This window comes from Acinetobacter sp. ANC_7655, assembly GCF_056784015.1.
Map to the genome: position 1 here is coordinate 61,469 of NZ_JBWYJB010000006.1, position 22,601 is coordinate 84,069.

Here is a 22,601-nt window from a genome sequence, read left to right on the forward strand (position 1 = left end):
TTACATCACATTGTCGGTGTCATATTTTATAGATACTGTTCAGATTAAAAAGCGCAAAATATGACACATTCACTTCATCCTGCTGCTGAAAATGGGTTTAGTTCTGCGGCTGAACTTTATCAACAAGTCCGACCAAATTATCCACAGGCTATCGTTACGTGGTTGAAAGATGAATTGAATCTTCATCCTGATGCAGTTGCGATTGACTTAGGATCAGGGACAGGAAAATTCCTGCACTATCTAAAACAAGTCACCTCGAACATAATCGCCGTTGAACCGATTCCAGCAATGCTCGAACAATTGAAAATAGTACATCCTGAGGTGAAGACACTACAAGCATCAAGCCATCAAATTGCGCAATCAACGCATAGTGTTGATGCTATTTTATGCGCACAGTCATTTCATTGGTTTGCTGAACGACAAACATTGCAAGAAATGCATCGCCTTCTTAAACCCCAAGGGCATTTAGGTCTAGTCTGGAACCAACGAGATATCTCAGTGGATTGGGTCAAAGCATTGGCAGATTACATCGCACCTTTTGAGTCCGATACGCCACGCTTTCATAGCAACCAATGGCAAAATGTATTTCAGCAGCAAGAATTATTTGAATTCCAAAGTTTAAGCACCTTCACTCAGCATCAAGTCGGCAGTGTTGAACAGGTCATCAGCAAACGACTCTTATCTACCAGTTTTATTGCGGCAATGTCAGCGGCAGACCAAGCAAAAATGAAGACAGCATTTGAATCGATCGTATTTGAACATACGGGACTCATGCTCCATGATGAAGTTTCCTTTCCTTATATCACTTATGCCTATCACTATCGTGCGCGATAAACTAAACTTAATCTCGATCATTCATTAAAAAAACCAACAGAGGATTGACTCTCATGACGGCAAATCTTCACCCTATTCGACTTTCGATATTTGCACTCTGCTTGAGTATGCCTTTCATGCTCATTGGATGCCAAAAAACAGAACAAAACCCTCAGACCGAACAAAAAGAATCCGTTGATCCATCTGTTGAATTGAAAACACAAATTGAAGCACAGCCGATCAAATCGTTTGAATCCACTCCAAATGACGCACATGACGTTGCTTTGCTGAATCAATATGATCAAAGTTTTGAGCAATTAAGTGATGAGCTAGACGCAGAACTTCAGCAATTAAAAGCAGATGGCAATTTAAATGCGGATATGGAGTTTCAGCGTAAACGAGATCTCATTCAGTCCTCCCTCAATATGTTGAAAGAATTAGATCTTAAGACGGAACAAGGTAGATATATTCAAGGCTTATTTTATCAATACTGGGAAAATCAGATTGAGGTCTATCAAGAGCTCGAACAGTCTCCCGAAGATGAGCTTCGAAATCCTAAAGATGCAATTCGAAATATGAGTGATTATTATACTGCGAAAGCCCAACTCCAACATTGGAGTCAAAATACTAGTGTCACGAAAGAACAATAGCGTACATAGTAAAAGTACAGCACAATTTTAGAAACAGTCTTCTGCCTGCTTAAGAAATACGTACTCGACATTGCCACGATGTTGGGGCATCTGTTTGAGTACGGTCTTGAGCAACTTCCCAAGGTCGCACATACGCCAATTCAATGAGTTCCTGACCAGGCTTTAGCGCAGTCAGCTTCACTGTCTTTTCACCTCCAAGGCCTACCATCGCTTTTGATTTTTCAGTCGCCAAATATTGTTCTTCAACTTTAAAGAGATGAAGCGGTTGCATAATTTGCCATTGATAACCCGTACTTGGATTTTCTGCTGCATTAAATTCTAAGGTTTCACCCACTTTCATCACCAATAGTGCAGGACAATTTTGCTGATCAGTATAGTGATGGGACTCCGCTTGCACTTCAGAGACTGGATTTTGACATGCGGCAAGACTACTCCCGAGTACGCCAATACATAAACTTATCCATAAGGATGTCTTGCCAACGCTCATGATCCCACACTCTCATTTATCTAATGATCAAAACTTTGAGCTGAAAATCATTTCAAACTCATCAATCTCAAATCATATTTAAATATTTCGCTTTTCTAACCATTCAATTGATTCGACGCGAATTAATTTGCATGCACCATCGCCGATACCATTCCAATCCAAAGCTGACTTCCACACCAAATCTTTGGCATTGATTTGCACCAATTCCCCTTCTAGGCGCACCAGATCACCACGTTGAACTTTCTTAATTTCTTTCGCAATTTGTGGATTAGCCGGGATAATGTGCATGTTACTCACCAACTGTGTTGCTAAGCGTGGGTGAATCGGTGGTTTTGCCATTTTCCAATTTAAATAGCGGTCATACTGATTAATCGAAATTTGTCGTGCAATTTCAGGTTCTGTGAAAATACCGCGGGTCACTGCATAGTCGATGGGTGAAAATTGGGCTTGCGGATCATCGGTATATTCTTTCGAACCAAGAATACGAAATTCCCCTTCAAAAGGTTCCAATACCGAAATTTTTTGATCTGCCGAAGCTGGGGGTAAACCATTGGCAATATTAAAGTCGCTCGACTTCACACTGGCAGAGCTATAAGCCGAAACACCACCAAGGGCGATACATAATGCGAGAACTAACTTTTTCAACAGACATCCATCCTTCTTTCTAAGTGTCAAAAACAACTCAACAGCAGCACATACATCTACTATGGACAACATCCGACTGAATTGTATTTAACCTAAATCTATATGATCTATCTTAAAACTTCATTCTGAAAAGGAAATTGATGAACAGTAACAATCTATCGTGCTTTAGTCACAATTTTGTCTACTGTTAAAAGTTTATTGAACGTGTAAAATAATCGAATAATGGAAGATGTTAAGAACAAAAATGATTTATAAATTTTATCAGCAACGAGTATTCCCGCATATTCTGAATCAAGTCATGCAGTTACCAAGTATGATGGATAGCAGACGCCGTCTTCTACTTCCGATTCAAGGTGAGGTATTAGAAATCGGTTTTGGTACAGGAATTAACCTGCCATTTTATCAAGCTGTGGGCAGTCTCTATGCGCTTGAACCGAGCCTAGATGTATACAAATTAGCTGAACAACGTATTCAAAATGCACCGTTCCATGTGGAACATGTTCATGCTAAAGCGGAAAATTTACCATTTGAAGATCAATCTATTCAACATGTCGTCAGCACATGGACATTATGTAGTGTGAGTCATGTTCAACAAGTTTTACATGAAATTAAACGTGTATTACGCATCGGTGGCACTTTGCATTTGGTTGAACATGTCGCTTACGATGCACAACAGCAAAAGAGTTTAAAGCGTCTTCAAGATCTTTTAACGCCAGTACAGAAAGTGATTGCTGATGGTTGTCATTTGAACAGAAATATCGAGCAAGCACTGCTTGATGCTGGCTTTGAGATTTCTGAACTCGATTATTTCGAAGCAGAAGAAGTGCCCAAAGTAGGTCGTCGCATGATGCTTGCTCGCGCGACTAAAACCAACTGATCACTTCTAAGTAGTGGATTATTGATCCAAGCTAGTCTTGAAAGTCGATACGGATCGTCTCAAAACGCACACGCCCTTCGGCAATTGCATTCGCAATTGCCATCTGACCTTTGGTGAGCCGTGCTCCACCACTTTTAATATCAATCAGTACAACTTCAATATCTTCTGCTACGCCATCACCATCACGGAAATCTGTATATCCATCAAATACCACATAGTCGACAGGATCACCTAAGAATTTAGCATCACTGGGTAAATATTGAAATTCAGGCATAATCGGTGCTAATTGTTCAGCCATTTTACCTTTCAGCACCGCACGACTGGTATTTACACTGCGTTTTTGAGCAGCAGCTAATGCGTGTTGATGCTCAAGTTCAAGCTCTGCAATATATTGTTCATATTCTGCTTTGATACGGCCATTGCGGGTTGAGCTCAACATCATTGTGGTGATTACCACGCCAATACAGGCGCCTATTAACATTGCCATCCAAATGGACATTGACGTTCTCTATGACTTGTTATGCGGACAATTTAAACAAGAACTAAACTTTTGTCATGTATGCGCGTTTTGGCTGATTTTAATGCTAAGCTAAGATCAGACCTTATTTGAAGCATGTATAATTTTAAACTCATGAAAACGATACTGATTGCCAACCAAAAAGGTGGCTGTGGAAAAACAATTTCTGCGATTACACTGGCGACAGCACTCGCACAGAAAGGTTATAAAGTTGCATTGGCGGATGCGGACAATCAAAAATCTGCATTGCAATGGTTAAAGCAGCGCCCAAAATCAGCAACACACATTCAAAGTTTAGATTGGCGCCATGAAAAATCGATTGGTGATGCACCGAAGAATCTTGATTATCTGATTATTGATGCTCCAGGTGCATTAACAGGCGAACATGCAGAACAATTAATTGCAGAATGTCATGCAGTGGTCACACCTCTGCAACCTTCTTTTTTTGATATCGACAGCACGCGTCGTTTCTTAAAACACATTCATGACATTAAACGTATTCGGAAAGGTAAAGTTCAAGTTCATTTGGTGGCAAATCGTGTCAAACCAAATAGTCAGAGTGCTCAAGAGATCCAACAGTTCTTTGCCAAGATTGAACAACAACCTGTTGCTTGGATTTCTGAACGAACAGCTTATGGTCAATTGGCGATGCAGGGTCTCAATATTTTTGATAAAAATCAAAAAACTTATTTATCAATACAACAACAATGGCAACCCTTGTTAGATGTTTTAATTGATGATCCAAGTGATTGGTTCTAAATAAAGAATACAGATTGTCATCGCACTTTTTTTTCATTTTCATATATGATGTTAAATGCATACTCGAAATGAATCAGATGTGCGGCAGATACGTTTGAAAATCAAGAATATAGATCAGAGACTTTAGTGCAAGATTTTAATCCAACTTTACAGCGTGTACTTTTATTTGGCTTGTTTTTTATTCTGCTTTATTTGGGATATGACATTGTCAAATACTTTATCGTACCTGTGTTATGGGCTTGTATTATCGCCTATATGACTTGGCCTTTATACAAACGTATTCTCGCTTGGTGTGGTAATCGACCTACATTGGGTGCGTCTGTTATGACGTTCTTATTGGCACTCGTTGTCGGTTTACCGTTCACCTTTGCTATCTTCTTACTTCAACATGAAGGCCGAAACTTATTCTTTGATTTACAGCGCCAACTGGCTTCTGGTCATATCACCGTTCCTGACGTGATACGTGAGTTACCCATTGTAGGTAAAGAAGTTTCTCGAATTGTACGTGACATCAATGCCGACCCAAATGCACTTTTTAGTAATATTAGTGTATGGATTCAAGGACATCTAAATTACGGTAAATTCGTGATTAGCGAAATTACCAAAAATTTAGTCAAACTTGGTTTTGCCATGCTCTCTCTCTTTTTCTTTTACCGTGATGGACAAACGATTGTTCAACAGGTCAGTAAAGCGATGGAGAAAGTCATTGGTCCACGTATCCAACATTATATCGACACGATCTCTGAAACAACGCGTGCAGTGGTATATGGTGTTGGTTTGACTGCCGTTGCACAGTCGATATTGGCAGGAATCAGCTATTACGTTGCTGGTGTTCCAAATCCAATGCTTTTAACCATTATGACCTTTATCATGGCGCTAATTCCTTTTGGTCCTCCAGTGGCATATGGTGCTGTTTCACTGTGGTTATTTTCACAAGGTCAGACCGTTGAGGCGATTGGCGTAATGGCTTGGGGCGTTTGTGTGGTGAGTACAGCCGATAATGTCATTCGTCCTTTGGTCATTTCAGGTGCTACTCAAATTCCGTTCTTATTGATCATGTTTGGTGTATTGGGTGGTTTAGCGAGCTTTGGTTTAGTTGGACTCTTTATTGGTCCTGTAATTCTCGCCATTCTTTTAGCCATTTGGCGTGAATGGTTACATGAAACACTGGAACCAGAACCCGTGCCTAAAGCCACGATGGCCTACGATCAAGACAATGAAACACCACTCTCATAAGTGGTGTTTTATTTTTTACTGATAAGAAATCTATACAATCAAATACTTAAATCGTTCTTGTTGCTAAATGCCAAATTTGTTTCAATGCGTTATCACTTACATGGAACAAGGATAGAACAGCATGCAAATGCAATCGAAAGTTTCAGCATTCAAAGTTTCTATGCTCAGTGCATTGCTGAGTTTAGGCTTTGTGGGATGTGCAGCAACGCAAAATACATCTGCATCCAAAGAATCCAACACTAAAATCCAAACCATTCCTGTAAATGCGGTGAGTGCTCAAGGAGTTCATGATCAAATTGGAACGATTAGCTTCCAAGATAGTGACAAAGGTCTTGTGATCACAACGGACTTAACTAAATTATCACCTGGATATCACGGGTTCCATATCCATGAAAAAGGCTCATGTGAGCCTGCTGAAAAAGATGGAAAAATGGGTGCTGCGCTTGCCGCTGGTGGACATTACAATCCAAATCAAGCGCCTGGGCATGGTACGCCAAACGATGGTCATCTAGGTGACTTACCTGTATTGAACGTTGACGCGTCAGGTAATGCAAAAACACAAGTGATTGCACCACGTCTTACACTTGCAGATATTCAAGGTCTATCCATCATGGTACATGCAGGTGGTGACAATTATTCAGACCAACCTAAACCACTAGGTGGTGGGGGTGATCGTGTAGCATGTGGTGTTATACGCTAAACTACACCCAAGACTCATCAAAGGATTAAGCTCTAGCTTAGTCCTTTTTTATTTCGCTGATGATCTATAAAATGTTGTGAGTATCACTTCATATCCATCTTTATAGACATGATTGACATATTAGCTTATTTTTAAATCTACTATCATAAAAAACGATTATTATAAATTATATTTCCCTTAAACAATGCGATCTAGTCCACATAGATTCTAACTTTGCTACAACAACGATTAGGTGAAATAGGATGTCTTCTTTTGTGGGGTTTAGAATGAATATTAAGTCCTTACGTATTATTGGTTTACTTGAAGGGATTTCATTCCTACTACTGCTTTTTTTTGCCATGCCAATGAAATATATGTTAGATCAGCCTATTTATGTGAAATATATTGGCATGGGACATGGCGTTCTATTTGTGTTGTTTTTAGTCGTATTATTTGTGGTATGCGAGAAGCAAAAGTGGTCTATCAATGTATTTATTCTTGGGCTGATAGCTTCCGTTCTACCCTTTGCCCCTTTTATTTTTGATCGTAAACTCAAACATCTCGAACAAATACAATGATTAAAAAATCCTCCACAAGGAGGATTTTTTTATGCTGAAGTGGCTCTTTCTTGCATGATCTGATGAACAATTTTTCTTGGAGCACTAAACCACAGTGCAATAAGGATAAAACAAGCCAATGCATATGCCATCGTGCCGTAAGATTCATACATAATGCGTACAATTTCGATCACAACAAAGAATGCAATCATCATAATCATACCTACTGCGGCAGCAACAGTTCCTTTAGATACCTCAGATGCATCTAAACTGAAACGATAAAGCACAGAAAAACTGCAGCCCTCACCAAAACTGATTAAGGTCATACCGATAATTAAGCACCATAACAAATAATCCTGCCAAATCACACCTGCCAAAACAATAAGCGTTCCAACCAACATCAACGGCAATGCAACTAGCACGGTCTTTCCTACCGCATAGCGATCAATGACGCGAATCAAGACTATATTTCCAATAATTAAACCACCCAATACAGGCACCTGTGCATAGCCATATTGCATATTGGTCAGACCGAGCTGTTCGACCAAAATTACAGGTGACATAGCGATCCACAAAATCAGTGGAATTGAGACCATGGGTACTGACAAAGCCAAGCCCATAAATTTTTTATTTTTAAAAATGGCTTTGAAGTCATCCCATACATAGCTTAATGGTTGCTTAGGAATACTCAAATGCTGCTCAGGCATTTTTGCTTTAAGACCAAACCAACTTAAGGCTGCTAAAAAGGCAATCCCAATGAAACCCCAATGCCAAGACACATGGTCTATCATAAATGCGCCGAGCACAGGACCAAGTAATGGTGCGATCAATGAAATATTCGCCATTAAAGCCATGACTTTAATCGCATCTCTTTCCTCAAAAATTTCTTGGATGGCAGCATAACCCACAGCTGAAATAATGGTCAGCCCAATCCCTTGTAAAAAACGAAATGCAAGAAATTGCTCTATAGACTGGGTGAATAAAATGAGCAAACAACAGACCACAAAAAAGAAAACACCTCCAAGGAGTACTTTTTTACGACCTAAGCGATCTGATAACGGACCTAAAAACCACGCCAAACATGCTCCACCCAATAAAAAGAAAGACATGGATGATGGCGCCCACTCACTGCCTACACCAAACTCACGTGTAATCGTAAGGATCGCAGGTTGTACAAGATCATTACAGATATAGACTGAAAATTCGAAGAGCACCAATGCCAAAGGAAACATAATTGTTGCCCGACTTAAGGTTGCTTTACTCACCTTTTGCATGTTTTTTTTCACATGTTTGAATATTTTTTGGAAGCGTAGTTTACGTGAAATGCATCACAATGCCATGACAAAGTTTTGCGTTTTTGTAACCCTGAATTGAGAAAGAAAGTCTGAAAATTAAACGAAAATTTAGCCTTTATCTTAAATCAATTTCTCACCCAAACATTCACATCATTTGGCATCAATTGCATGACTTTTCAAAAAAGTACCATGCTTCATTTCCTCAATCGCTTCAACAATCTCATCTTGCGTATTCATGACATAAAAACCACGCCCGACTAAAGGTTCATTTAGTGGCTGTCCCATGAGATATAAAATTTTGCTATCAGACAATGTGGTGAATTCAACGTTTTCACCATGACTTGAAAATACTGCCATTCCCTGATCAGTCAGTAATTCATCATCTGTACCAAATTCAACTTTACCACGGCGCATATACATCAGTGTGGTATCCAAATGTCCTGCTGGTAATATGAGTGTGTGACCTGCTTTTAAATCCAAATCCAAAACCAGCAAAGGACTATGGACTAATGCTGGTCCTTTCACTTGCATAAAGGCTCCAGCAATGACACGCACAGTACCCGCATCATGAACTAACTCTACAACCGGGATATTAGATTTGAGTAAGCTTTGATAACGCGGATTCGATTTTTTTGCAGTTGCTGGCAAATTCACCCACAGCTGAATCATTTCAAATCGTCCACCTTCTCGGGAAAATGACTCACTAAATTTTTCTTTATGAATAATGCCTGATGCAGCAGTCATCCACTGTATATCACCTTTCTGAATAACACCTCCACCACCTTGCGAATCCCAATGCTCTAACTCACCTTCATACACGAACGTGACTGTCTCAAATCCACGATGTGGATGTTCTTCAACACCTTTACGCAGTTGAGAGGGTTTCAACGTACCGGGACCAATATGATCGAGAAGCAAAAATGGGGATACTGTATTTCCCAGTTCATAGTGTGAAAAAACAGACACAACCGGATTAAAGTCACCAACTGAAAAATGACTGTCGTTACGATGGATAAAAGCGAGTGTTTTCATTTTTTATCTTATTTATTGAATGACTTTAGTTTAATGTGGTTTTAGATTTCCCTCTACGTTAATTTTATGATGCTTTCAGTTGTGTTTTATCAATTGAAATATTTTTGTCATCAAAATTTGATGCAATTTGAAACATATAAAATGTTAGAAATCATCTAATCTGAACATTCACCAGTGATCAATATGAAACTTTTAATTACTTAATGTTCATGTGGACTAATTCCACAAAGCAAAGGATCTGCAGACTCAATAAAACACTTGTTTTGTCGATGTAATCTCTCAGTACACCTTGAGCTTTTAGAACTATGTCAAAATGCTACATACCAATTAAAAATCGCTGGCGACATCATCATGAAGCTTCGATTCTATCTCTCGTCGGTGGTTGGCTAAATACCGTTGGATTTATTTCATTATTTGGCATTTATACCAATCATGTTACTGGCTATATCGTGACTGCAGGCAAAGAAACGATCCTGGGAGGATTAGGACTGTGGGCTCTTTTTATTGGCATTTTCGTATTTACGATTGGTATTACCGCATGGTGTGAACAACGTTGGAAAGACAAATATCCGAACATCTTACTTGGGTTCTTTATTGCAGAGACAATACTGTTAACGCTCTTCATGCTGGCGGGACTTAATTTCAGCCCGTTTTATACTTTGGCTGAATTTGGCGCAATACTTACCGCAACATTGGGCATTGCTGCAATGGGAATTCGAAATGCCATTATCCGAACGTTACTATCTACAATGGCTACCTCAACCTTAATGACGGGCAATCTTGCTCAACTGACCATTGATTGTACTATTGCTTATGGGGCGCCTCATGTATCAGAAGAACGCAAACAAGTTGCCAAACAAAATATTCTAAAAATCTTACCGACTATTTTATCCTTCAGTTCAGGTGCAATATTAGGTGCGATTACTTATATGTTGTTTGGCTTCTTATGTATGATTTTTCCCATTTTAGCGATGGGCTATATTTGCTATCGTGAGTGGCGCTTCTCGTCTACTCATCCTTATTCGACTCAATAATGCATGCAATAAAAAAGGCATAACTCATTATGCCTTTTTAAACCGAATTTCTGGTCTGATGTCATGGACAAAGCGCAGTTTGGAAAGATTTTGTATTTTTTCCTCGCACACATTTGTATTCCGTTTTCTTATTAACTTGCTGCCATTTACCATCGTTCAATTTAAAACTATAGATAAAGCGCTCGGCAGCAATTGAGTCATCCATCAAGCCTGTTTGTGTCACTTTGACTTCGGCTACGGTCGGTGCTTCGGCACGATTAAAATACTGACGTAATTCAACAGTCGCAAGCTCATTGCGTAATTCAGGATGTAGCTTCAAGACTTGCTCTAAAGGAGTGTCATTCCCATGTACTTTAGAAATAACATTTTTCGTAGTAGCACACCCCGTGAGCATCATACTAACTAGACCAACTGTGGTCATTACTTTCATCATCATTGTTTTACTCAGTTCGCCATTGATCTTTTACATATGATGTTCTGAACTGTTGTGACAAAAAAGAACAGATATGTATGTTATTTTTTCTAAAGCACATTAAAAATGATTAATAGAACGAGAAATACGAATAAAAAATGCAGCATATTGATGCTACATTTTTGAATTTAAACAGTTCAAATGACGCTCGTAACAATTTTATGGAAAATTTCGAAAGTAAATTTTTAAGGGCATAATTTATTATGAAAGTTTGTAGTATCTGGTCCACGACCACATTTCCAAGTTTCATCTTTTGATATTTCTTTCCACTCACTATTAATGTATTCAAATTGGTAAGTTTCACGTTGTGCAGAAACAGAGTCATCCGCTAGTCCACCATAGGTGACAGTTACTTTTGCATGAGATTTTCCAGATTCAGGTGTATCGAATTCCTGTTGTAAATCTACTGTTCTCATATCTTCAAAGCTTTGAATTTTCCGATACACTTGATCTAAAGGAGAGTTTTGAACAGAATTGGCATTTTGTTTCGACGTTTCTACTTGACCAGTTACAGAATTATGATTTTTAGTATTGATCTCATTCGACTGTTTTTGACCTATACATGCATTAAGTGAAAGTGCAATTGCACTTAGAAAAATTATTCTTTTTAACATTAAAATTTCTCATGAAATAAAAAAACAGCATGACAAGCATGCTGTTTTTTAGACCTTATTTATAGATAGATTTTGTTTCACAAATCAAATAATTTACCTGGATTCATAATCCCATTTGGATCAAATACTTGTTTGAGTGCTTTCATATATTCAATTTCTTCAGCTGAACGTGTGTACTCAAGATATGGCTTCTTCGTCATACCCACACCATGTTCCGCAGAAATTGAACCATCATACTTTTTCACAGTATCAAATACATACTTGTTCACCACCTGACATTTCGCAAAGAATTCATCTTTGGTTAAATTTTCAGGCTTTAAGATATTTAAGTGCAAGTTACCATCGCCAATATGACCAAACCAGCAAATTTCAAAGTCAGGATAATTGTCGGCAACAATTGCATCAATTTCTTTAATGAATGCAGGTACGTGTGTGATGAGCACTGAAATATCATTTTTGTATGGGATAAATGGTGCGATTGACTCAGAAATATCTTCACGCAGACGCCATAAGCTTTCTACTTGGTCTAAGCTTTGACTAAGCACGCCATCAAGTACCCAACCTTGTTCCATACAATGCCCAAAGATTTCCATTGCCTTGTCCATAATTGGCTCAAATGGCGCTTCAAACTCAAGCAATACATAAAATGGGCATTCGGTTTCAAATGGACGTTGCACGTGACCATTTGCCAATACTTTTTGCATCGCAAGTTCACCGAAGAACTCGAACGCAGTTAAATCAATTTTCGCTTGGAACGCGTGAAGAACTGGCATCACGGCATCAAAGTCAGGTACACCGAGCACCATCACTTGCAAATCTTGTGGTTGACGCTCAAGTTTAATTTCCGCTTCGGTCACTAAGCCTAACGTACCTTCACCACCAATAAATAAGTGTTGCAACGCATAACCTGTCGCATTCTTGATCATGCCTTTGTTTAAACGCAGCACATCACCTTTACCAGTGACCACAGTAAGACCGAGTACCCAGTTACGTGTCATACCGTATTTAATGACTTTAATACCGCCTGCATTAGTACCGATGTTACCGCCGATTTGTGATGAACCAGCTGAAGCGAAATCAACTGGATAATACATACCTTGTTCTTCAGCATAGTTCTGAAGTTGCTCAGTCACCACACCTGCTTGCACACGCACCATACGGTCTGCTGGGAAGAATTCCAAAATTTGGTTCATCTTGTCCATGCTGACCACGATTTCACCGTTGGCAGCGACAGCCCCTGCAGAAAGACCAGTACGACCACCTGACGGTGTCACAGCAACATTAAATTGGTTTGCTAGTTTCACAATTGCCTGAACTTGTTCAGTCGTCGAAGGAAAAACGATGACTGATGGGTTTGGATCAAAATGTTTAGTGTGATCGCGTCCCCAATTTTGTAGGCTGTCCGTATCAGTTTTGATACGGTTTTCACCAACAATTGACGTTAATTGAGTCAATAACTCTGGGGTTAAAGCAACTGGAGCATTCATCGTTTGCAGACCTAGCAAGAAAGATACAAGTTGTAGATTGCTTAAAAAACAAACCTTTAATCAAGATTTTAAAAGCGTATTTGTTAAGCGAATGTGAAGAAAATATCACCACGACTGGATGAGTCAATTTCACGATTGTGCATTATAAAGCATTTTCCCATGAAACCCCGATAAAATCAGACATTTTGCGAATGTTACTTAGATATGATGCAGTTAATTCAACCGCAGTTTGTCTGATAAGGACTATATCTTGCAAAAATATCCATAGCTCAAGTCATAAAGGAAATGTATATAGCACGCTCACGTATGCTATCATACTGCCACTAAATTTGGCCTTTGTAGCGGAGCCGTAATGAGCCAACATCTCTCTTTGCCTAAAGATAAAATTCGTTTCCTATTGTTAGAAGGCGTTCACCAAAACGCAATCGACACTTTGAATGCTGCTGGATACACCAACATCGACTATCGTAAAACTGCGCTTGAAGGTGAAGCGCTGAAAGAAGCGATTAAAGATGCTCACTTCATCGGTATTCGTTCGCGCACACAATTAACTGAAGAAGTTTTTGAAGCTGCGAATAAATTGATCGCGGTCGGTTGTTTTTGTATTGGTACAAACCAAGTGAACTTGAATGCTGCGATGAGCCGTGGTATTCCAGTGTTCAACGCACCATACTCAAATACTCGTTCTGTTGCTGAACTTGTATTAGCTGAAGCTATTCTTCTCCTTCGTCGTGTACCTGAAAAATCTACAGATACACATGCAGGTGGTTGGAACAAATCTGCAGTAGGTTCATTTGAAACACGTGGTAAAACTTTAGGTATTGTGGGTTACGGTTCAATTGGTTCACAACTTTCTGTACTTGCTGAAAGCATGGGTATGAAAGTGATTTACTTTGATACAGTAACAAAATTACCTTTAGGTAATGCTCGCCAAGTTGGCTCAATGGGCGAACTTCTTGCCAATGCTGATGTTGTATCACTACACGTGCCAGATGTCCCTTCTACACGTAATTTCATGACCAAAGAGCAATTTGCTCAGATGAAACAAGGTTCAATCTTCATCAATGCTGCACGTGGTACATGTGTAGTGATTGAAGATTTAGCTGATGCTCTGAAATCAGGTCATTTGGCTGGTGCTGCTGTTGACGTATTCCCGAAAGAGCCTAAAGCGAACGGTGAAGAGTTTATCTCTCCACTACGTAATATCCCGAACGTGATTTTAACACCGCACGTGGGTGGTTCTACGATGGAAGCTCAAGCAAACATCGGTCTAGAAGTTGCAGAGAAATTCGTTGCTTACTCTGACAAAGGTATGACATTGTCAGCAGTTAACTTCCCTGAAATTGCGCTTCCATTGACTGAAGGTAAACACCGTTTACTTCACATTCACAAAAACATTCCAGGCGTGTTGTCTAAAATTAACAACCTGTTTGCTGAACACGGGATTAACATCTCTGGTCAGTCTCTTATGACCAAAGGTGATGTGGGTTATTTAGTCATGGACGTTGATGCTACAGCTTCTGCTGAAGCACTTGATACACTTCATAACGTAGAAGGTACAATCCGCGCTCGCGTATTGTTCTAATCTCTAATACATTTGGAAAACCACAGCTTTTTCGAGCTGTGGTTTTTTTATGGTGTCTCATCTGAGTTGACGTTGGCTCCGCCAACTTAGATGAAAGATATCCCTTTCTAATCTAACCACCATACATTTAAAACCATGTCTTTGTTAAAAATAAACCCGCAGTTACAAGCACTCGGTTTGTTATTGATTGCCATGATCAGTCTACAAAGTAGTGGTTCATTAGCAAAAGTTTTATTTGAACAATTCCCGATCATTACTGTGTCAGCTCTACGTCTGACATTTAGTGCTGTGATTTTGGCGCTTATTTTTCAAGTTTGGAAAATTCAATTTAAACAAATTAAATGGACAGCCATTGTCAGTTATGGTGTCGCATTAGCTGGCATGAATATGTTGTTCTATCTTGCCATTGATCGTCTTCCACTCGGTTTAGCAGTTTCATTTGAATTTATTGGTCCACTCAGTGTGGCCTTATATTATGCGCGTCAAAAGTTTGATTTTATTTGGGTTAGTTTGGCCATTATTGGACTGATCCTTTTATTTCCCTTTGACCAAGCCAAACAACCTTTGGATTTACTTGGTGTATTTTTTGCGTTGGCAGCTGGCGCATGTTGGGCACTTTATATTATTGCTGGTCAGCGGCCTTCGGGAGTTTCAGGTAATCACACCGTATGTTTAGGCATGTTTGTTGGAAGTATCATTCTCATGCCGATCGCCCTCAGTATCGGCTTGCCAGCAAGCGTATTTGAAATTAATCATCTAATGTTATTCATCACTTTAGCGTTACTCGCCAGTGCTTTACCCTTTACTTTAGAAATGATTGCACTACGAAATCTAACAACATTAAGTTTCGGTACCCTGATGAGTATTGAACCAGCTGTTGCCGCATTATCTGGGTTTGTATTTTTGGGTGAGCAATTGTTATGGAATCAATGGCTAGCATTGTTTACCATCATTTGTGCCTCAATTGGCTGCACCTATACCACTCAACACGCCAAACAAAAATGATCTCATACTTAATTTAAACTACATTTTCCATGATGGATTGAAGCACTGTGGTCATCATAATAATGTTAAAATTTGAGCAGTCTCACTCTTTTTAATTCGGCTTCGTTTTCCCAATGCCAAATGCTCAACTCACTGCCGTGCTGTTCATGGTCTTATCCATGATCGCCTATCAAATTAGTGCATCCTTCGCAAAGCAGCTTTTTGAAGTTTTGGATCCATTTACTGTGGTCACTTTACGTCTATGCTTTGCATCAATTATGGTTGTATTGATGTTCCGTTCATGGAAAATTCTTCGTCGCCTTCCTTACTTAAAATGGAAAGATCTTCTCTTTTATAGTGGTTCAGTCGCTTTGATGAATGTCTTGTTTTATGCATCATTAGGAAAACTACCGCAAGGGATTGCAGTAGGACTTGAGTTCTTAGGACCACTCACCTTGGCTTTACTATCAATTCAACAACGAAGTGATTACATTTGGGTCATCCTGGCAATTTTCGGTGTAGCACTGATGGTGCCTTGGCAAGATGCCAATGCGACTAACTTTTCATATCTTGGGGCTGCTATGGCCATTGGTGCGGGCGTTTGTTGGGCATTCTATATTTATTTTGGACAGAAAGTCGTTCGGCAGAATATCGGCATGCATGCTCTCAGCATTGCAATCGTCCTCTCAGCGTTGACATTATTACCGATCAGTATGGTTCATAATCCATACGCATTAGTTCAATTTGAATATTGGCCACAAGCCATCGTCATTGCGCTTTTGGCTACAGCCATTCCCTATGCATTGGATTTATTGGCATTGAAGAATTTAAGTAAAATGTCTTATGGAACGCTATCAAGTTTGTCACCAGCATTAGGCGCATTGACAGGTTGGTTACTGTTGAATGAACACATTACCTTATTACAAGCCGTTGCTTTGGGTTGTATTATGATTGCATCAATTGGTGTTACTTATCGCGCTGCTAAAATGAAATCACATAGCATAGAAACATAAAAAAGATGGCATCTGCCATCTTTTTTATCATGGGATTAAACCAAGCTGTCTTTATCTAATTTCTTATATTTCTTATATTCAGTTTGATATTTTTTAGCCAAACTCTCTTTTTGTTTATCCTCTAGAATTTTTCCTGCTTGCTGAAAAAAACCATGCTCTTCTTCTTCAAGATGATGATGCACGGTTTCTGACAATTTTTTTGCGATGGCTAGCCATCCTGGATTACTGAATTCAGTTTCTGTGAGTTGCTCAAGTAATTCGTCCATTTCATGATGTTCAGCCAATGCATGACGCGTAATATTCAAACCTGAATCGGTCATCATCAGTGGAATATAGAAGTATCGGTCTTCTGCCACTGCATGAGCAAACAATTCATTTTTTAGCTGTTCAAATAATGTTCGGCGTTCTGGCGTATCCCCTGAAGTTTGAACCAACTTCTCAGCAAGTTCACGTTGAACATCATGACTTTCACGTAAAGCTTCAAAAATATTCATCTTGTTATCCTGTCTTATAAATATGATTTGAAAAAAGAAAAACTTGAATGATCTTCAAAACACTCAACTTACTATAAGAGCTTAGGCGATAACTTCGAGATAGGTTTAAGAAGCGATTTGTATAAAAAAGTTTAATGTTGAGAATGGTTTACATTAAGAACATCTGATAACTTAATCGAACAATTAAAATAGATACTAGAATTAAAAACAGAATACGAATAAAACCGCTACCGTATTTAAGCGCCAACTTCACCCCGACAATCGAGCCGATCATATTAGCGACAGCCATCATGGCACCTACTGCAAATAAAATGTGGCCAGCAGGAATAAAGAATGTAAGAGCGGCTAAATTGGTCATCACATTACCAATCTTGGCCAAAGCTGCTGCATGCAAAAAATCGACTTGTAAATATCGAATAAAATAAAAAATAAAAAAACTTCCCGTTCCCGGACCGAATAATCCGTCATAAAACCCAATCGCCAAACTTCCTATTCCAGCCAAGATCAGAATTTTAGTGTTTACCGTTTGTGCAATATGAACCTGTCCAAACTCCTTCTTTGACAATGTGTAAATTGCCATCACAATCAGCATCACCAAGACAAAGGGCTGCAAGATTGATTTCGGAATCATGGAAACACTGGCAGCTCCCGCAAAAGAACTGATGGCAGCACATATCGCCACCACCAGTAATAACTTCCATTCAAACTTAACTTTTTTAGCGAAAGTCCACGCAGATGTTGCTGTTCCAACAACCGCAGCTAGCTTATTGGTGCCAAATAATGTTGCTGGCGCCATATGAGGAAAAGCACTCATCAATGCTGGAATCTGAATGAGACCACCACCACCGACTGCTGCATCAATTGCGCCTGCGCAAAATGCAAAAAAAATCAGGCTGAGGATGATGTCTAATTCCATAATTGAGTTCGCTTATAAATTTAATACACGTTTAGGAACTAGACGTTTTTTATCAGTAATTTCAGCTAAACCTAAACACTTTTTTTCGTCAAAAACGAGGACTTGAGATTCGGCAGGATGATCAATATTGCTTTCCATCCCACGACAAAAATATTCTGCACGACCTTCTGGTACTTGAACTTTTGGAAAATGATCCACAGGCGCATAAGCAGGTAACAACAATGCTTCACGTTGTTGTTCAGTTAGACTTTCTAAGTATTCAATGGTGTACTCTGGCACAATACCAAAATGTCCAGTTTGAATACGATGTAAATATGTTAAGTGCCCATAACTTCCTAAAGCTTGAGCAATATCCTCTCCCAATACTCGGATATACGTTCCTTTTGAGCATGTCACATCCAAAGTAATTGAATCTTGAGTGAAAGACATCAGTTCAATCGCGAAAATATGAATTGGACGAGCCTCACGTTCGATTTCAATTCCTTTACGCGCCAGCTCATACAAAGGACGACCTTCTTTCTTTAAAGCAGAATACATTGGAGGAACTTGTTGAATGTCTCCAACGAATTGCTGAATCACGCTTTGAATTTTATCTTCGTTAAGTTCAATCGGTTGTGCTTCGAGCAAAACTTCACCCTCGACATCACCTGTAGTTGTACTATTTCCCAATTGAATCGTCGTTTGATAACGTTTAGTAGATTCCAGTAAAAAGTGTGAAAACTTGGTCGCTTCACCTAAGCAAATCGGGAGTAAGCCTGATGCTAATGGATCTAAAGCGCCAGTATGACCACCTTTTTCAGCACGATAGAGCCAACGCACTTTTTGCAATGCTGCATTTGAGCTAATCCCCAAAGGTTTGTTGAGTAGAAATACACCACTTATATGACGTCGAGTAATTTTTGGAGATTTAGCAGACATTAGATAATATTCAGATCAGTAAAATACTGCTATTTTATCAAATCCATTTATCGAATATTGATTAAATTTTTATGCATAAAATGTGACATTTGTGGCAAATTATTCTACACCATTAATAATAACTAAATGATTTCATAGGATGTGAAATGAATTCAAAAGCTAAATTGAAAATTACACTGCTGATTGTGGCGTGTCTGATCGTTTTATTCCTTCTCTTTCAATGGTTGAAACCTGACTCAGCTGAATCTGCTGAAAACTCACAACGAGCAGCACAAGATGCCGAAATTCAATCAGAAAATATGGCGCTACAACAAAGTACAACCGTGAATGGTTCTAGCTTTGCAAGTAAAAGTCAGCAAGATATTCAAATCAATTGTCAAATCCAAACCGATAACGCCAACCGTTTGATTGTGAATGAAAATACTAAGAACTGTTTTGAGTTTTTTATTACCCAATACGGCGAAAAAGAGATTCCGCAAATCAAGGCTGATTTTATTAAATTTGCTCAAAGCACCTATCAAGAACCATTACTAGGTCAACTGACAGATTTATGGTCACGCTATGTTCAATATCGTGAAAAAATGGGTGACCTAACACCACCAAACCATGACAAAGAAAGTGCGCAGTATTACAAAGCTATTTTTAATCAGATGAAATCATTGCGTAAACAATTTTTTTCAGACTATGAAATTGAAGGTTTATTTGGTATCGAAGATGAATATCATGATTATACCTTGGCTCGCATGAGTGTCATGGAAGATAAAAATTTATCGGAAAAACAAAAAGCCGATAAATTAAAAGAACTGTTCAATGATCTACCTGAAGATTGGAAAGAAAATTTAAAACAACTTTCTCAACTCGAAGATCTTCGTCAATTAACTGCAGAAATTAAAGCTCGTGGTGGTAGTGCAGAAGAAATTCGTCAAATGCGTCTCAGTTTAGTCGGTCCTGAAGCAACACAACGTCTAGAAAATCTTGATGGACAGCGCTCAAATTGGAAAAGCAAAGTCAATCAATATTTGTCTGAGCGTGACAGCATTGTCAAAAGTAATATGAGCCCTAGTGCAAAGCAGGAAGCTGTACAACGCCTCCGTTCTCAACATTTTAATAATTCACAAGAGCAACTTCGGGTAGAAACATTCGAGCAAGTTCATGATCAAGGCGGTCAACTTCCTTTTGCCGATTAATCTTTTCAAGGAACACATTCATTCACAGGGAAGAACGATGAAAAACTTAAAACTTAAATTGATACCTACAACGTTAGCATTCGTCGCAACGCTATGCTTATCAAGCTCATTCACTGCCCACGCAGGTCCGGGATTACTCGAAGTAAATGAGACAAAGATCGGTAGTTACGCAAAAACCAAATATCCTATTGTGATGACACACGGTTGCTTAGGCTGGTCTCGCATAGGCAATGAAACATTCAATATTGACTATTGGTATCAAATCTTACCTGATCTATCGCGCAATGGTGCACGCGTTTTTGCAGCACAACTCTCACCTGCTCATACGACTGAATTTCGAGGAGAACAATTAATTTCTCAGGTTGAAGAAGTAATTGCGATTACTGGGCAGAAAAAGGTCAATCTGATTGGTCATTCGCACGGCGGACCGACTGTGCGTTATGTTGCAGCAGTAAAACCCGACTATGTTGCTTCTGTTACTGGTGTAGGAGGGACTTTCAGAGGTTCTATGGTCGCAGATAAAATTCAAAATAATGAAGCAACTCGAACAATATTTAATATTTTAGGGGATTACATCATTCCCCCATTAATTGCTTATGCACAAGGTCGTCCTGATATGCCGATCAGCTTTGATGCTTCGATGAAATCATTAACTGAAACAGGCTCTGCTGCATTTAATGAACGTTTTCCAACAAAAGCTCTCGCGTCAAGTTGTACTCGTTTAGGCAGCCCAATAGACAACGGAATCTTTTATTATTCTTGGACTGGTGTTGCACAAACCACCAACCTCTTAGATATCGATACCATTTTAATGCAGCTCGGGCCTTTAGCGTATGGCAATAAAGATAATGATGGCATGGTTGGGCGCTGTAGCACGCATATAGGACGTGTAATTCGTGATGATTACAAACTAAATCATACCGATTTAGCTAATATGATGTTCGGTCTCAAAGGTTTATTTGCCCCAGATCCTATTTCACTTTATCGCCAGCATGCCAATCGTTTGAAACTGACAGGACTCTAGACGCACAAAATAGCGCAGTTAAATGGAAAGCTATTCATCAGAATAGCTTTTCCGACCATCAGCGACTCTCGACAAAATTTAAATAATGCTTTTTGAACACATTTGCTAATGATTAAATCCTTTAATTATTTCAACTTTTGATTCTTTTTTGCTTTTTATATGTTAATTCGGCAAGCTAAATTGGCATTTTTTGTATCTTGTTGCATTCAATAACATCTTTTAAGGTCTTCTGTATGTTCATCTGGAAGAACATCATAGATTCACTAAAAACTAGGAATAATAATGAAAATAAAACACATTCTAGGCTCGTTGGTGACAGCGCTATGTCTAACATCTACGACAACTTATGCTACTCAAGCTCAACAGATCAAAGTCTCAAGTGTCAAATCTGACTATGCCAAAACGAAATATCCTATTGTATTCGCTCATGGAATGGTTGGATTTATACGTTTGGGCACTGAAAGTCTAGGCATGGATTACTGGTATCAAATTTTACCTGATCTAGCGAGAAACGGTGCAAACACATGGGCGGCTAGAATGTCTCCTTTCAATTCTTCTGAAGTCCGAGGTGAACAATATGTTCAACAACTTGAAGAAGTCATGGCGATTACTGGTGCTGACAAACTCAATCTGATTGGTCATAGTCATGGTGCAAACTCTGTTCGTTATGCCGCAGGTGTAATACCTGAACATGTTGCATCGGTGATGACTGTAGCCGGTGCCAACAAAGGCACAATCATCGCGTCAGATGTATTAAAAATCGCAGATAAAACAGGAACATCCGAGCTACTGAATGTTCTCATCAGCACTTTTGGTAAAGTCATTATGTGGGCGCAAGGTCTTCCTGCTGATACGTTCCCACATGATGCGATGGCCGCTGGTGTGAGTACATCTGTTGAAGGAACTGCCTTGTTTAATCAAAAATTCCCTCTCGGTTTACCATTAACCCACTGTGGCGAAGGTGCTTATCAAGAAAAAGGAATTCATTTATATTCAATGACAGGAAACAAGCCTTTTACGAATGCCTTGGATCTAGGTGACCCTGTCATGGTTCTACTTGACCGTTTGTCGGTTCATAAAGCAGGAAAAAATGATGGCATCGTTCCAGTTTGTAGTGCCCATTTTGGTAAAACTATTCGTGATGACTTTCCGTGGAATCATTTAGATGAGGTGAACTTGCTGTTCGGAATTAAAGGATTTTTTGCTCCTGACCCAGTTGCAGTTTATAGACAGCACGCCAACCGCCTTAAATTACAAGGACTTTAAATCTCTAGCTCTTTAATTGAGTAATTGCTTTCAAATTCATTAGGCTGGATTTGAAAGCAG

Annotated in this window: 25 protein-coding genes; 14 read left to right on the forward strand and 11 right to left on the reverse strand. The window is 39.2% G+C overall.

Features of this window, described 5'->3' with window-relative positions; all coding sequences use genetic code 11:
- Nucleotides 1-60 precede the first annotated feature (60 nt).
- Nucleotides 61-834, forward strand: a complete 774-nt coding sequence (locus AC1M9N_RS08180; RefSeq protein WP_481610060.1) for a class I SAM-dependent methyltransferase — start codon at nucleotides 61-63, stop codon at nucleotides 832-834.
- A 53-nt stretch (nucleotides 835-887) separates the two neighbouring features.
- Complete coding sequence (locus AC1M9N_RS08185; protein ID WP_481592251.1) at nucleotides 888-1,463, forward strand: hypothetical protein; 576 nt, start codon at nucleotides 888-890, stop codon at nucleotides 1,461-1,463.
- Nucleotides 1,464-1,512: 49 nt separating this feature from the next.
- Here AC1M9N_RS08185 and AC1M9N_RS08190 read toward each other — a convergent pair whose 3' ends face one another.
- A complete protein-coding gene (locus tag AC1M9N_RS08190; protein ID WP_481610894.1) occupies nucleotides 1,513-1,950 on the reverse strand; it encodes a protease inhibitor I42 family protein in 438 nt (145 codons plus the stop codon).
- A 78-nt stretch (nucleotides 1,951-2,028) separates the two neighbouring features.
- Nucleotides 2,029-2,598 (reverse strand): hypothetical protein, encoded by a 570-nt coding sequence (locus tag AC1M9N_RS08195; RefSeq protein ID WP_481610083.1) that lies wholly within the window; start codon nucleotides 2,596-2,598, stop codon nucleotides 2,029-2,031.
- A 241-nt stretch (nucleotides 2,599-2,839) separates the two neighbouring features.
- Here AC1M9N_RS08195 and AC1M9N_RS08200 point away from each other — a divergent pair, with 241 nt between their 5' ends.
- Nucleotides 2,840-3,472: a class I SAM-dependent methyltransferase gene (locus AC1M9N_RS08200; protein ID WP_481610893.1), complete on the forward strand. Its 633-nt coding sequence runs from the start codon at nucleotides 2,840-2,842 to the stop codon at nucleotides 3,470-3,472.
- Between the two features lie 31 nt (nucleotides 3,473-3,503).
- On the opposite strand, the gene AC1M9N_RS08205 is transcribed toward AC1M9N_RS08200, so the two are convergent.
- Entirely contained in the window at nucleotides 3,504-3,971 is a 468-nt protein-coding gene (locus AC1M9N_RS08205; protein ID WP_481610892.1) for a Holliday junction resolvase-like protein, read from the reverse strand.
- 132 nt (nucleotides 3,972-4,103) lie between these two features.
- On the opposite strand from AC1M9N_RS08205, the gene AC1M9N_RS08210 reads away from it, so the two are divergent.
- From AC1M9N_RS08210 to AC1M9N_RS08225, 4 genes are all read left to right on the forward strand, one after another.
- Nucleotides 4,104-4,748, forward strand: a complete 645-nt coding sequence (locus tag AC1M9N_RS08210; protein ID WP_481592254.1) for a ParA family protein — start codon at nucleotides 4,104-4,106, stop codon at nucleotides 4,746-4,748.
- A gap of 126 nt (nucleotides 4,749-4,874) precedes the next feature.
- Nucleotides 4,875-5,984: an AI-2E family transporter gene (locus AC1M9N_RS08215; RefSeq protein ID WP_035264258.1), complete on the forward strand. Its 1,110-nt coding sequence runs from the start codon at nucleotides 4,875-4,877 to the stop codon at nucleotides 5,982-5,984.
- 121 nt (nucleotides 5,985-6,105) lie between these two features.
- Nucleotides 6,106-6,684, forward strand: a complete 579-nt coding sequence (sodC, locus tag AC1M9N_RS08220) for a superoxide dismutase family protein (RefSeq protein ID WP_035264260.1) — start codon at nucleotides 6,106-6,108, stop codon at nucleotides 6,682-6,684.
- A gap of 266 nt (nucleotides 6,685-6,950) precedes the next feature.
- Nucleotides 6,951-7,241 (forward strand): DUF3817 domain-containing protein, encoded by a 291-nt coding sequence (locus tag AC1M9N_RS08225; RefSeq protein WP_179998758.1) that lies wholly within the window; start codon nucleotides 6,951-6,953, stop codon nucleotides 7,239-7,241.
- A gap of 29 nt (nucleotides 7,242-7,270) precedes the next feature.
- Here AC1M9N_RS08225 and craA read toward each other — a convergent pair whose 3' ends face one another.
- Nucleotides 7,271-8,494: a chloramphenicol efflux MFS transporter CraA gene (craA, locus tag AC1M9N_RS08230; RefSeq protein ID WP_481954570.1), complete on the reverse strand. Its 1,224-nt coding sequence runs from the start codon at nucleotides 8,492-8,494 to the stop codon at nucleotides 7,271-7,273.
- 171 nt (nucleotides 8,495-8,665) lie between these two features.
- On the reverse strand, nucleotides 8,666-9,547 hold the full coding sequence (locus AC1M9N_RS08235; protein ID WP_481954571.1) for a pirin family protein: 882 nt from the start codon (nucleotides 9,545-9,547) through the stop codon (nucleotides 8,666-8,668).
- 305 nt (nucleotides 9,548-9,852) lie between these two features.
- Between AC1M9N_RS08235 and AC1M9N_RS08240 the strand changes: the two genes are divergently transcribed.
- Nucleotides 9,853-10,581 (forward strand): YoaK family protein, encoded by a 729-nt coding sequence (locus tag AC1M9N_RS08240; protein WP_481954572.1) that lies wholly within the window; start codon nucleotides 9,853-9,855, stop codon nucleotides 10,579-10,581.
- Between the two features lie 61 nt (nucleotides 10,582-10,642).
- On the opposite strand, the gene AC1M9N_RS08245 is transcribed toward AC1M9N_RS08240, so the two are convergent.
- The 3 genes from AC1M9N_RS08245 to AC1M9N_RS08255 all read right to left on the reverse strand — a co-directional run bounded on the left by AC1M9N_RS08245 (nucleotide 10,643) and on the right by AC1M9N_RS08255 (nucleotide 13,154).
- Nucleotides 10,643-11,014, reverse strand: a complete 372-nt coding sequence (locus tag AC1M9N_RS08245; protein ID WP_481954601.1) for a hypothetical protein — start codon at nucleotides 11,012-11,014, stop codon at nucleotides 10,643-10,645.
- A gap of 224 nt (nucleotides 11,015-11,238) precedes the next feature.
- On the reverse strand, nucleotides 11,239-11,667 hold the full coding sequence (locus AC1M9N_RS08250) for a hypothetical protein (protein WP_092766682.1): 429 nt from the start codon (nucleotides 11,665-11,667) through the stop codon (nucleotides 11,239-11,241).
- Nucleotides 11,668-11,744: 77 nt separating this feature from the next.
- A complete protein-coding gene (locus AC1M9N_RS08255; protein WP_481954573.1) occupies nucleotides 11,745-13,154 on the reverse strand; it encodes an FAD-binding oxidoreductase in 1,410 nt (469 codons plus the stop codon).
- Between the two features lie 352 nt (nucleotides 13,155-13,506).
- Here AC1M9N_RS08255 and serA point away from each other — a divergent pair, with 352 nt between their 5' ends.
- From serA to AC1M9N_RS08270, 3 genes are all read left to right on the forward strand, one after another.
- The gene (gene serA / locus AC1M9N_RS08260; RefSeq protein WP_035264273.1) at nucleotides 13,507-14,739 is read left to right on the forward strand and encodes a phosphoglycerate dehydrogenase; all 1,233 of its coding nucleotides are present in this window, start codon (nucleotides 13,507-13,509) and stop codon (nucleotides 14,737-14,739) included.
- A 135-nt stretch (nucleotides 14,740-14,874) separates the two neighbouring features.
- Entirely contained in the window at nucleotides 14,875-15,744 is an 870-nt protein-coding gene (locus tag AC1M9N_RS08265; protein WP_481596175.1) for an EamA family transporter, read from the forward strand.
- Nucleotides 15,745-15,857: 113 nt separating this feature from the next.
- Nucleotides 15,858-16,736 carry an EamA family transporter gene (locus AC1M9N_RS08270; protein ID WP_481596174.1) on the forward strand — a complete coding sequence of 293 codons (879 nt, stop codon included), beginning with the start codon at nucleotides 15,858-15,860 and terminating at the stop codon, nucleotides 16,734-16,736.
- A gap of 35 nt (nucleotides 16,737-16,771) precedes the next feature.
- On the opposite strand, the gene AC1M9N_RS08275 is transcribed toward AC1M9N_RS08270, so the two are convergent.
- The 3 genes from AC1M9N_RS08275 to truB all read right to left on the reverse strand — a co-directional run bounded on the left by AC1M9N_RS08275 (nucleotide 16,772) and on the right by truB (nucleotide 19,064).
- Entirely contained in the window at nucleotides 16,772-17,230 is a 459-nt protein-coding gene (locus AC1M9N_RS08275) for a hemerythrin domain-containing protein (RefSeq protein ID WP_035264279.1), read from the reverse strand.
- A gap of 148 nt (nucleotides 17,231-17,378) precedes the next feature.
- Nucleotides 17,379-18,146 (reverse strand): sulfite exporter TauE/SafE family protein, encoded by a 768-nt coding sequence (locus AC1M9N_RS08280; protein ID WP_092766679.1) that lies wholly within the window; start codon nucleotides 18,144-18,146, stop codon nucleotides 17,379-17,381.
- Between the two features lie 12 nt (nucleotides 18,147-18,158).
- Nucleotides 18,159-19,064: a tRNA pseudouridine(55) synthase TruB gene (truB, locus tag AC1M9N_RS08285; RefSeq protein WP_035264283.1), complete on the reverse strand. Its 906-nt coding sequence runs from the start codon at nucleotides 19,062-19,064 to the stop codon at nucleotides 18,159-18,161.
- Nucleotides 19,065-19,210: 146 nt separating this feature from the next.
- Between truB and AC1M9N_RS08290 the strand changes: the two genes are divergently transcribed.
- The 3 genes from AC1M9N_RS08290 to AC1M9N_RS08300 all read left to right on the forward strand — a co-directional run bounded on the left by AC1M9N_RS08290 (nucleotide 19,211) and on the right by AC1M9N_RS08300 (nucleotide 22,541).
- Nucleotides 19,211-20,251, forward strand: a complete 1,041-nt coding sequence (locus tag AC1M9N_RS08290; protein WP_481590088.1) for a lipase secretion chaperone — start codon at nucleotides 19,211-19,213, stop codon at nucleotides 20,249-20,251.
- Nucleotides 20,252-20,288: 37 nt separating this feature from the next.
- Entirely contained in the window at nucleotides 20,289-21,275 is a 987-nt protein-coding gene (locus AC1M9N_RS08295; RefSeq protein ID WP_481954574.1) for a lipase family alpha/beta hydrolase, read from the forward strand.
- Nucleotides 21,276-21,557: 282 nt separating this feature from the next.
- Nucleotides 21,558-22,541: an esterase/lipase family protein gene (locus tag AC1M9N_RS08300; protein WP_481954575.1), complete on the forward strand. Its 984-nt coding sequence runs from the start codon at nucleotides 21,558-21,560 to the stop codon at nucleotides 22,539-22,541.
- Nucleotides 22,542-22,601: the final 60 nt, after the last annotated feature.